The organism is Phenylobacterium sp. CCH9-H3 (assembly GCF_001557235.1).
Taxonomy (GTDB): domain Bacteria; phylum Pseudomonadota; class Alphaproteobacteria; order Caulobacterales; family Caulobacteraceae; genus Phenylobacterium.
Window position 1 is genome coordinate 1 of the sequence record NZ_LSJI01000278.1, and the last position, 10,368, is coordinate 10,368.

Sequence of the window (10,368 nt, forward strand, 5' to 3'; positions counted from 1 at the left end):
GTCGCTTCCTCGATCCGCTGCACGGCGGCCTGGGCGTCGGCGATGATCGCCTTGCGCTCGCGCAGTTCGGCCGTGACCGCCTGGGCGTCGGAGAGCGAGGCCGAGAAGGTCTTGATGTTCTGGTCCGACAGGACCCGGTTCACACGGTCCAGCGCCTCGATGGTGCGGGTCAGCACCGTACCCCCGCCCTCCAGCAGGTCCGAGATGGCGCTACGCTGGCTGCGGATGATCGGAATGCAGTCGCGGCCCAGTCCCAGGCGCTCGCACCGCGGCTGGTCGGCCTCCTTGAGCAGGGGGCGCGTGCCGGTGCCGGCCGTGATCTGGACGTAGTTGAGGCCGGTGATGCCCTGGGGCTCGAGGGTTGCGTAGCTGTCGACACGGATCGGCACGTCCTCGGTGACCCGCACCCGGGCGATCACGTTCCGCGGGTTGAACTTGTCGAGCGCGATCTTGCTGACCTCGCCTACCTTGATGCCGTTGAAGTGGACCTCGCCGCCCTCGTTGAGGCCGCGCACCGGCCCCTGGAAGACGATGTCGTACAGGTCGTACTCGGCGTTGATCCGCAGCCGCGCCAGCCAGACGACGAAGACCACGAGCGCCACCGTGAGGATCAGGGTGGAGAGCCCCACGAGGGCGTAGTTGGCGTTTCTTTCCATCAGCCTTTCGTCCCCGTTCGGGCGTCGCGGGCCGCGCGGCCCCGCGCTCCGAGGAAGTATTCGCGGATCCACGGATGATCGGAACGCTCCAGCTCGCGAACCGGCGCCGTGGCGACCACGTGCTTGTCCGCCAGCACGGCGACGCGGTCGGTGATCTCGTAGAGGGAGTCGAGGTCGTGGGTGATCATGAACACCGTGAGGTCCAGGCTGTCCGCCAGGTCGCGGATCAGTTCGTCGAAGGCCGCCGCGCCGATCGGGTCGAGGCCGGAGGTCGGCTCGTCGAGAAACAGCAGTTCCGGGTCCAGGGCGAGCGCCCGGGCCAGGCCTGCGCGCTTGCGCATCCCGCCGGAAAGCTCGGCCGGCTTCAGCGAACCGGCCTCGGGACGCAGGCCTACCATCGATATCTTGAGCTCGGCCAGTTCGTAGGCCTCGCGGCGGGAGAGCTTGGTATGCTCGAACATCGGCGCGGCGATGTTCTCGCGCACGGTGAGGTTCGAGAACAGCGCGCCGCCCTGGAACAGCACCCCCCACGACCGCTCCAGCGCGCTCCAGCGGCGTCGGGAGGCGCGTTTGAGCTCCTGGCCGAAGACGGTGACTGAACCGGCGTCCGGGTTCCGCAGGCCGATGATCGTGTTGAGCAGCACGGACTTGCCGGTGCCGGAGCCGCCGACCACGCCCAGGACCTCGCCGCGCATGGCGGTCAGGTCGAGGTTGTCGTGGACGACATGGTCGCCGAATTGGGAGCGCAGGCCGCGCACCTCGATGGCCGGACCCGACTGGTCCAGCAGCTCCTCGTCCGACAGCGTGTTCTCGTTGACGACCTCCGTCACAGGTCGAGCTCCATGTAGATGAGCGCGAAGACGGCATCGAGCATGATGATGGCGAAGATGGCGTGGACCACGGCGGCCGTGACCCGCTGGCCCAGGGACTGGACATCGCCGCCGACGAGCAGGCCCTGGCGGCAGCCGATGCCGGCCACCACGCCCGCCATCACCGGCGCCTTGGACAGCGCGATCCAGAAGTGGGTGGCCCCCACGTTGTCGACGATCCGCTGCAGGAAGAACGTCGGCCCCAGGCCCAGGGTCGACCAGGTGACCATCAGACCGCCCAGCAGGCCGGCCAGGGTGGCCACGAAGGTGAGCAGGGGAATGGTCACCAGCAAGGCGACGAAGCGCGGCAGCACCAGGGCCTCGAACGGATCGACACCCATCACCTGCATGGCGTCGACCTCCTGCTGCATCTTCATCGAGCCCAGCTCGGCGGCGAAGGCCGAGGCGGAGCGGCCCGAGAGCAGGACGGCCGTGATCACGATGTTGAACTCGCGGATGACCGCCACTCCGATCAACTCGACCACGAACACCTCGGCGCCGAACTGGCGCAGCATGTTCACGCCGAGCAGGGCGACCACCGCGCCGATGAAGAAGGTGGTGATCGCCACGATCGGGATGGCGTCGAGGCCGGCGCGCTCCATCTGGGTGAAGATCGGCGCCCAGCGGATCTTGTGCGGGGCGGTGACCAGGTTGACGAGCGCCCTGAGCGCCACCACCAGCAGGTGGCCGAGGAAACCCATGGTGTCGAGGAACTCGACCCCCAGGTTCACCATCCCCCGACCGATGCGGATGGTCAGGTTGTGAAAGCCCTTCGGCTCGGGCCGGACCACCGGCTTGACCCGGGCGGCGTTGTCCACCAGCTCCAGCAGCCGCCGCGTCTCCGGGCGCGCCACGACCTGGTCGAGGTTGAAGTCGGTTCCAACGGCCCGCACGATGGCGTAGGCGCCCGCCGTATCCATCCGCCTGACCTTGGTGAGGTCCAGGCTCACCGCCTGGCGGCCGCGAAGCTCCTGCGCCAGCCGTTCGCCCACCCCGGCCAGCAGGTTGGTCGTCCAGTCCCCGCTGAGCGCCGCCGTGGGGCGATCGGTCGCGGCCTGCATCCGGAAGTCGGCGGGCTTCTCCATACTCGGGTTGTTTCGGGGTGCGAGGCGGCTGTCCAGCCCCGGCCGCCGAATTCAGTCTCCCTCTTGGCGTTGGCGCCTTACAGAGACAGCGCCAGGGCCCAACGTCCATATGGCGAAGGTTGTTCCCAACGATGATTTCGCGCTCCAGAGCCCTCTACGGCAACGCTCAGCCAAGTTTTGGTCCAAGTCCGGCGGGTAAGCATCCGGAGGTCCCACTACGGACCCGACTCGCTAGCGTAGGAGTGGAGAGAGTGACCCGACAGATCGACCTCGCAGGGGCCTCCGGCGCGCGTTATCGCTACAGCCCGCTGGATGAGGAGCGGTTCCTGCCCCCGGCCGGCGCCAACTATGTCATCGCGGAACTGACGGAGGAGGGGGCCAACGTCGTCTACGCCGGCGAGACCGACAATCTGGCCAGCCAGACGTGGCGCTCCGACCTGGAGAAGGCGCGGCGGAAATACGCCGAGGCGACCGTGCTGACCCGGCTCAACGTGACCCGCGCCATCCGCGAGGCGGAGCGGGCCGACCTCATCGAGCATTATCATCCGCCGTTGAACGGCTAGGGCGGCGCGCGCCATGCTGGCTGCGTGAGCGCGCCCCCCCTCATCGTGATCTTCGGCGCCGTGGTGCGTCCGGACGGCGCCCCGTCGCCCGCTCTGCTGCGGCGGATCGGCGGCGGCTTGGCCGCGGCGCGGGCGCATCCCGACGCGCCGGTTCTCTGCTCGGGCGGCGCCGCGGTCCCCGGCGCGCCGTCCGAGGCCTCGGTCATGGGCCGGGTGCTGGCGGCGCAGGGCATCGCGCCGGAGCGGCTCATCCTGGACGAGGCGAGCCGCACCACGGCCGAGAACGCCGCCGCCGCCGCGCGCCAGGTCGCGGCCGGCGGACACCCCTACGTGGTCGCCTGCAGCGACGCCTACCACCTGCCGCGCATCCGCATCCTCCTGGCTCTGCACGGTGTGGCGAGCCGAGGCTGGCCGTGCGGCGAGCGCCCGCCCTTCGGCCACGGTCTGGGGATGACCTTGCGCGAGGGCCTGGCGATCCCCCACAACTTGGCGCTGGCGCTGGCGCTGGCGCTGGCGATGGCGCGCCGCGGCCGGCGCGCGTCATAGTGCTGTCCAAGTCCCGCTGAACTTTGAGACATGGCTTCCGAACAGGACGACAACCCCTTCGCCCGCAACAGCGCCTGGCCCCAGATGCCCCAGGCGCCGTTCCGCGTCGGGCCGCTGCCGAAGGCCGCGCCGTCGCCACCGCCGACCGAGGCGCCGCCTCGCACCATCACCCCCGCGTTCGTCCGACCCGCGGGCCCGCCCGCCTTCGCCGGCCTTCCCGCCGCCGCGCCTGCGCGTTCGGCGCTGGCCCCCCAGCCCCAACCGGCGCCGCCGGTCGTCGCCGAGCCGCCGGAGCGGGAACCGGCGCCGCCTCCGCAGCCCTATATCGAGGTCGCGCCGGTGATCGTGCAGCCGGTGGGTTCCGGCGCGCGCAAAGCCCATCGAAAGTCGCCGGCCCCGGTCATCGTCGCGGCCGTGGCGGGTCTGGCCGCGGTCCTGGGCGTCGCCTATGCCCTGAGCCGCGGGCAGGAGGCGGCGCTGGAATCAGCTCCGACGCAAGGCGCAGCAGCGGCGACCGCCACCGAGTCGCCCCCGGTGGCGCCGCCTGCCGCCCCACCGCCGACGCCTGAGGTCGCGGAGGCGCGACAGCCCACGCCGCCGGCCCGAGTCGAGACTGGCGCGGCAGCGTCCGCAGCCAGGACCCCCCGACCGACCAGGACGACCGAAGCGGCGCCGTCGCCGCCGATGCTGTCGTTGCCGCCGCCCGTCGTCGCGGCGGCGCCCCTGCCGGCCCCGGAGCCGTTGCCCAGCTACACGCCGCCGGCCGCGCCGGATCCGAACGCGCCCGTCTCCACCCGCCGCGACTGAGGCTTCGACAAATGAAGAGGGCGGCCCGGATCGTTCCGGGCCGCCCCCTCCACCGACGCTCAGGTACGCAGAGCGATCAGTACTTCAGTCGCAGGGTCACGCCGTAGGTGCGCGGGGCGCCCAGGAAGGCGTCGTAGACGCTGACGGCGTCGTTGTTCTCGTCCACCTGGAACGGCCCGTTGAAGCCGACCTGGACGTAGTCCTTGTCGAACAGGTTGTTGGACCACAGCTCGACGGTCCAGCGCTCGTCATCCGAGCCCAGGCCGATCCGGCCGTTCACCAGCACCATCTCGTCCTGCAGCTTCGAGGGATGCAGGTCGGAGCCGGTGTTGTAGCTCGAGGTGAACTTGCCCGAGAGGTTGGCCTTGAACTTCAGGCCGTTGCCCACCTCGCGCTCATAGGTGCCGGCCAGCGAGGCCGACCACAGCGGCGCGAACGACAGCCGGGCGCCGGGCAGGCGGCGCAGGCTGTTGAAGCGGGTGGGGTTGATGAGGTCCGCAGCCGCGAACTTCCCGATCTCCGTTTCGGCGTAGGTGACGCCGCCCTGGAGGGTCAGGCCGTCGATCGGCGGCAGGTAGATGAAGTCCAGGTCGACGCCCTTGGACACCACCTTCGGCAGAGTCTCCACGACGAAGGCCGTTCCGACGAAGGTGTTCAGCTGGAAGTCGGTGAACTTCTGGTAGAACGCCGCCACGTTCAGCAGCAGGGTGCGGTCGAGCCAGCTGGTCTTGGCGCCGAGCTCGTAGCTGTCCACGAACTCGCCCTTGAAGCCGGTGTCCGCGTCGGCCGTGAAGTTCGGGCCGCCGGCCGTCACCACGATCGCCTGCTCGCGGTCGAGGTTGAAGCCGCCCGCCTTGTAGCCGCGCGAGTACGACGCATAGGTCATGACGTCGGGGTTCCAGCGGTAGGCCAGCTTGGCCGTCCCCGAGAACTCCTCTTCCGTGTTCTTCTGCGTGTAGCGGCCCAGGGCGTCGAAGTCGTTGTTCTGGGCGTTCAGGCAGAGGCCGCCGACGATGGTCGAGGCGGTGGCCTGGCCGAGGAGGCCGGCGAGCGTCCCGAAGGCCGCTTCGCCCTGGTCGCAGGTCGAACCCGTGGTGCTGTACTGCGACCGGAGCGACTTCTCGTCCCGGGTGAAGCGCAGGCCCACGGTCAGTTCCAGCTGCTCGGTGATCTGCAGGCTGTTGTTCGTGAAGAGGGCGAAGGTCTCGCCCTCCTGCTTGTAGCGGTCGTCAGAGCCGGCGCCGGTTTGCAGCACCGAGCCGGGCGTCAGGCCGATGAGGGCCGGGACGCCGCCCAGCACGCGGCCGGCGAAGTAGGCGTAGTAGTCCGTGCCATACTTGAAGACCGAGCGGGTCTTGAGGTCTTCCTTGGCGTAGAAGCCCCCGACCAGCCAGTTGAGCTTGCCGTCCAGGCCTTCGCCGGCCAGGCGCAGTTCCTGGCTGAACTGGCCGAACTCGACGAAGTTCGAGCCGTCCGCCGGACGATAGACGAGGTCGGCGGCGGTGAAGTCGCTGTCCTGGCCGGTCTCCGAGCGCCAGTTGCGGACCGCGGTGATGGCGGTCAGGCGCATCCCGTTGCCGAGGTTCCAGTTGAGCTCGCCCGAGAGCCCCATGTCCTCGACGTCCTGGCTGGTCGCGCGGTTGGCGTAGCCCTGGCGGTCGAACGGGGTGGAGGTCAGGTCCAGCGAGCCGGGACGAACCGCGTTGATCAGGTTCGCGCGGCTGTTGGCGGCCTGGCCCACGAAGAGCTGGGTGCCGACGCAGCAGTTCTCGTCCCGCTTGGTGTAGTCCGCGATGAAGCGGATGTTCACGTCGTCGGTGGCCTCGAGCTCGACCTGACCGCGGACGGTGTAGAAGTTCTGGTCGTTGTCGCGGGTCTTGGTGCGCGGGCCGGGGCCCACGATGATGTCCTGGTACCCGTCACGCTGGCGCGTGCCGGCAAACAGGCGAGCCGAAACCTTGTCGCTGATCGGGCCGCTGACCGAGCCGGTCACGCCCATCTGGTCGAAGTTGCCGTAGGTAGCTTCGGCTTCCGCCTGGAAGTCCTTGGTCGGACCGGCGGTGATGACGTTGATGACGCCGGCCGAGGTGTTCTTGCCGAACAGGGTGCCTTGCGGCCCTTTCAGCACCTCGATGCGGCTCACCTGGCCCAGGTCGCCGAACGACACGCCGTTGCGCGGGCGATAGACGCCGTCGATCACGACGCCCACCGAGCTTTCCAGGCCGGGGTTGTCGCCCACCGTGCCCACGCCGCGGACGCGGGCGGTGACGATGGTTTCGTTCGACGTCGAGGTGACGGTCAGGCCGGGCGTCAGCACGGTCAGGTCGCGGATATCCCTCACGCCGGCGTCCTGCAGCAGTTCGCCGCTGACCGTGGTTACCACGATCGGCACGTCCTGCAGGCTCTGCTCGCGCTTCTGGGCGGTGACGACGATCTCTTCGATCTCGCGATCCGCGGCGGCCTCTTGGGCCTGGACGGTGGACGCAAAGGCGCCCGCGAGCACGACGGCGAGCGCCGACGTGCGGAACAACATTCCAGATTTCATTTCGGTCCGTTCTCCCCGATGCGGTCCTGCTTATGGGGAGGTGCAGGATCTTCGCTCGGAAACGCGCGCGTAGCGGGCGCAATCCCTTATGCGCAAAGGGATTGCGGCGTTCGGCGGGCCTTCTTGCGGCGACCTGTGGCGCCGTTGTCACGAAACCGTCGCCTGCCGCTGCGGAATGTTACCCATAGGCATATCGGCGTTCGCAGAGCGGAGGCGCCGGGAGCAGTGTCGCCGTTCAGAAAAACGGTACGCCTGGGCGAAGGAGGATCTGAAAAAACGCCAGAAGCGCGATCAGCGACGCCAGCAGGCTGGCGAGGGTCCAGCTTCGCGAGGGCGGGCCGGCGGGCGCGCGCGGCGCGTGCCAGGACCAGGCCTGCAGCCAGGTCGCCGCGACCAGCGTCGCCACGACGGGAGGAAACAGGACCTCGATGGTCGCGCCCGGCAGGCGGAACGGGACGATCAGCGCCACGGCCAGCAAGGCCGGTAGGACGGCATAGCGGAACACGGTGCGCGCGCGCCCGCGCGGTCCCTGGGCGTCGGCGCCGGGGACGAGGCTGAGGACCAGCGGGGTCGCGAGCCCGCACGCCAGCGCCATGGCCGCCAGAGCTCCGACCGAGGCGGCGATCTTCGCGGCGTCATGCAGCTGCAGGTACGCCATCGCACGCCCCACATCGTTCTGGGGGATCACCGTGCCGATCAGCACCTGGGGTAGCGCTTCGAGCAGCCCCAGCAGCGCCATCCAGGTCACGAACAGGCGCAGGCCCAGCGCGCGCGGCGCCCGCCGGGTGGCCCAGATCGCGAAGGCGACGCCGACGATGACGGTCGCCAAGGCCCCCGTTCCCTGGAACAGCTCGGCCAGCGGGTTCTCGCCCGTCCAGCCGTGGTTGTTGTGGAACAGTGTCGGCTTCAGCCCAGGCGTCAGCGCCTTCGGGACCACCAGGAACAGTTCCTGAATGAAGAAGACTACGTTGTAGGCCAGGGCGTACGCGAGGGCCGAGGCGAGGCTGAGGCTCCAATCCCAGCCCGAGCGCGGCCCCGACCATCGCGGACTGCGGACCATCATCGCCAGCGACCAGAGCATCGGGCCGCCCAGGAAGACGGCCGCCATGGCGAGGACGATGTCGGCGGGACTCATGCGGCGATCGACCTCTCGGGAGATGAAGGCCGGGATAGAGCCCCCGATTCCCTTTGCAGGGAAGGGGATTGAACCCCTGGCAGGCTCCGTGTGAGCTTGGCCGTACAACGATGAGGCGGGAGGCGGCGGTGGCGCGATCTGTGGTGGTCACGGGAGTCTCGACGGGGATCGGGCTGGGTGCGACGCGCGTGCTCGTGGCGAAGGGCTTCCACGTCTTCGGCAGCGTGCGGAAGGTCGAGGACGGCGCCCGCCTAAAAGCCGAATTCGGGGACGCGTTCACGCCCCTGGTGTTCGACGTCACCGACGCGCAGGCGGCGCAGGCGGCGTCCGCACAGGTGGAGGCGGCGCTTGCGGGCGCCACCCTGGCGGGCCTCGTCAACAATGCCGGGATCGCCGTGGCCGGACCGCTGCTCTACCTGCCGGTCGACGAGTTCCGGCAGCAGCTGGAGGTCAATCTGACGGGCGTCGTGATCGTCACGCAGGCGTTCGCGCCGCTGCTCGGCGCGCGGACGCCGGCCGCTCGCGATCCGGGCCGGATCGTCAACATCTCCTCGGTTGGCGGGCGGACCGCGAACCCGTTCATGGCCCCCTACAACGTCTCCAAGTTCGGGCTGGAAGGCCTGTCGGAATCGCTGCGACGCGAACTGCTGCCGTTCGGCGTGGACGTGATCGTCGTGGCGCCTGGGGCGGTCGCGACGCCGATCTGGGACAAGGCCGACCAGGTCGACGTGAGCCGCTACGCCAATACGCCATATGCCGCCGCCCTGGACCGCATCCGCGCCTACATGCTGCAGCTCGGCCGGTCGGGTCTTCCGCCCGAACGGATCGGCGAGGTCATCTGCCACGCCCTGACCGCACCGAAGCCGAAGGTCCGCTACACGGTTGCGCCCGACATGTTCCGGATCTTCATGGGCGAGCACCTGCCCAAACGAATGCTCGACCGGGTCGTGGGCAAGCAGTTGGGTCTGTTGCCGTAGTCGGCACAACCGGAACTTGCCGCCGGTGGTGTTCGGTGCGCTAGATGGCGCCGATGCGTTCTGGAGGCCGCGGCGTGAGCGAGCAGACACAGACGCGGGGGCCGTCCCGTAAGAAGGTCCCGGAAGTCCCCAACCTCGCCGCTGGGCCTGCCGGCGCGCCGGATCTCGTCGGAACGCTGACCGCTCTTGGCATCTATCTGGACGCGGCCGAGCGGCTGGCGAGGTCGCCGGGGCAGGCGGACAAGCTCGCCGAGGCCCTGGCTGCGGCGAAGCGGCAACTCGCCATCGCCGCGGGCTTTGCGATGCGCTCGAAGGGCCGCCGGCGGGCTTGATCGCGGTCAACGCCCGCTTCGCGGCATGCCCGAGGATCGGTCCATGACAGACAGGATCCCGCCGTCGACGCAACGCCGGCCGTCCGGCGCGGCCGGGCGCACCCGCCCCATCGAACTGCGCATCCACGACATCGGCCAGCTGTTCCACAACCTCGATCCGCTCCCATACCGCGAGCGGGATCTGGACGAACGCGTGGAGGAGTACGTCGTCGGCTGGGCCGGCGAGATGCCAAAGGCTCCGATCGAGATCCTGGTCCATCTGCCGGCGGCGCAGGCCAAGCGCGAGGACGCGGCCCACATCGGCGATGCGATCCGCAACTACTTCGCCTATCGGGCGGAGGTGGTCGGCTGGGAACTGCGCGACCTGTTCCGCGTCGGAAGAGCCTCGCTCGGCGTGGGGCTGGCCGTCCTGGCCGTCGCCGTCGTGCTGGGCCGGATCCTCGGCGAACTGCTGGGCGGCTATCTCGGGCGCGTGTTCGACGAAGGTCTGATCATCCTTGGGTGGGTGGCCAACTGGCGCCCGATCCAGATCTTCCTCTACGACTGGCAGCCCCTCGCGCGCCGGCGCCGGCTGTACCGGCGCCTGGCGGAGGCCTCGGTGCGGCTGTCTCCCGACGACTAGGCTGGACTCGCATTGTCCACGCCTGATGGCGGCTGGGGCCAGACGCCCGGGTCTTGGAACTCGTGGCGTTGCGGCGCGATGCTCACGTGAAAGAGGCTCCCTGCCTCCGTCCGAAGAAGTCGAGCGGAGAGTTCGAGTTCGCCGCCTTGCGGCCGCTCCGTAGCGCTACCTAGGGGGAGGCCCCGAATGGCGACGGCGCCGCGGCTCGGCGACGGTGGGTCAACGCGAAGG

General features: G+C 69.5%; 11 protein-coding genes. 6 read left to right on the forward strand and 5 right to left on the reverse strand.

The window, feature by feature from the left end; genetic code table 11:
* The 3 genes from AX721_RS24735 to AX721_RS27635 form a co-directional block, all read right to left on the reverse strand.
* The coding region (locus AX721_RS24735; RefSeq protein WP_068878627.1) for an MlaD family protein at positions 1 to 656 on the reverse strand (656 nt) is incomplete at its 3' end.
* Positions 656 to 1,459 carry an ABC transporter ATP-binding protein gene (locus AX721_RS27630; protein ID WP_068878636.1) on the reverse strand — a complete coding sequence of 268 codons (804 nt, stop codon included), beginning with the start codon at positions 1,457 to 1,459 and terminating at the stop codon, positions 656 to 658. The genes AX721_RS27630 and AX721_RS24735, both read right to left, overlap by 1 nt.
* 23 nt (positions 1,460 to 1,482) lie before the next feature.
* Positions 1,483 to 2,610 carry an ABC transporter permease gene (locus tag AX721_RS27635; RefSeq protein WP_068878628.1) on the reverse strand — a complete coding sequence of 376 codons (1,128 nt, stop codon included), beginning with the start codon at positions 2,608 to 2,610 and terminating at the stop codon, positions 1,483 to 1,485.
* Positions 2,611 to 2,861: 251 nt separating this feature from the next.
* Here AX721_RS27635 and AX721_RS24750 point away from each other — a divergent pair, with 251 nt between their 5' ends.
* From AX721_RS24750 to AX721_RS24760, 3 genes are read left to right on the forward strand one after another with little or no spacing between them, the layout of a single operon-like run.
* Complete coding sequence (locus AX721_RS24750) at positions 2,862 to 3,173, forward strand: hypothetical protein (RefSeq protein ID WP_068878629.1); 312 nt, start codon at positions 2,862 to 2,864, stop codon at positions 3,171 to 3,173.
* 24 nt (positions 3,174 to 3,197) lie between these two features.
* Entirely contained in the window at positions 3,198 to 3,719 is a 522-nt protein-coding gene (locus tag AX721_RS24755; protein WP_068878630.1) for a YdcF family protein, read from the forward strand.
* A gap of 30 nt (positions 3,720 to 3,749) precedes the next feature.
* Entirely contained in the window at positions 3,750 to 4,526 is a 777-nt protein-coding gene (locus AX721_RS24760) for a hypothetical protein (RefSeq protein WP_068878631.1), read from the forward strand.
* A 76-nt stretch (positions 4,527 to 4,602) separates the two neighbouring features.
* On the opposite strand, the gene AX721_RS24765 is transcribed toward AX721_RS24760, so the two are convergent.
* A complete protein-coding gene (locus AX721_RS24765) occupies positions 4,603 to 7,059 on the reverse strand; it encodes a TonB-dependent receptor (RefSeq protein ID WP_231733347.1) in 2,457 nt (818 codons plus the stop codon).
* 247 nt (positions 7,060 to 7,306) lie between these two features.
* Entirely contained in the window at positions 7,307 to 8,206 is a 900-nt protein-coding gene (locus tag AX721_RS24770; protein WP_068878633.1) for a hypothetical protein, read from the reverse strand.
* A 110-nt stretch (positions 8,207 to 8,316) separates the two neighbouring features.
* Between AX721_RS24770 and AX721_RS24775 the strand changes: the two genes are divergently transcribed.
* The 3 genes from AX721_RS24775 (at position 8,317) to AX721_RS24785 (ending at position 10,137) form a co-directional block, all read left to right on the forward strand.
* Complete coding sequence (locus AX721_RS24775; RefSeq protein WP_068878634.1) at positions 8,317 to 9,183, forward strand: SDR family NAD(P)-dependent oxidoreductase; 867 nt, start codon at positions 8,317 to 8,319, stop codon at positions 9,181 to 9,183.
* 74 nt (positions 9,184 to 9,257) lie between these two features.
* Complete coding sequence (locus tag AX721_RS24780; RefSeq protein ID WP_068878635.1) at positions 9,258 to 9,515, forward strand: hypothetical protein; 258 nt, start codon at positions 9,258 to 9,260, stop codon at positions 9,513 to 9,515.
* A gap of 43 nt (positions 9,516 to 9,558) precedes the next feature.
* Positions 9,559 to 10,137, forward strand: a complete 579-nt coding sequence (locus tag AX721_RS24785) for a hypothetical protein (RefSeq protein ID WP_082765588.1) — start codon at positions 9,559 to 9,561, stop codon at positions 10,135 to 10,137.
* Positions 10,138 to 10,368 lie beyond the last annotated feature (231 nt).

Excerpts from the sequence above, each read along its gene's own strand:
- AX721_RS27635 (WP_068878628.1), bottom strand. The coding sequence starts at position 2,610 with ATGGAGAAGCCCGCCGACTTCCGGATGCAGGCCGCGACCGATCGCCCC.
- AX721_RS24760 (WP_068878631.1), top strand. The coding sequence starts at position 3,750 with ATGGCTTCCGAACAGGACGACAACCCCTTCGCCCGCAACAGCGCCTGG.
- AX721_RS24765 (WP_231733347.1), bottom strand. The coding sequence starts at position 7,059 with ATGTTGTTCCGCACGTCGGCGCTCGCCGTCGTGCTCGCGGGCGCCTTT.
- AX721_RS24770 (WP_068878633.1), bottom strand. The coding sequence starts at position 8,206 with ATGAGTCCCGCCGACATCGTCCTCGCCATGGCGGCCGTCTTCCTGGGC.
- AX721_RS24775 (WP_068878634.1), top strand. The coding sequence starts at position 8,317 with ATGAGGCGGGAGGCGGCGGTGGCGCGATCTGTGGTGGTCACGGGAGTC.
- AX721_RS24785 (WP_082765588.1), top strand. The coding sequence starts at position 9,559 with ATGACAGACAGGATCCCGCCGTCGACGCAACGCCGGCCGTCCGGCGCG.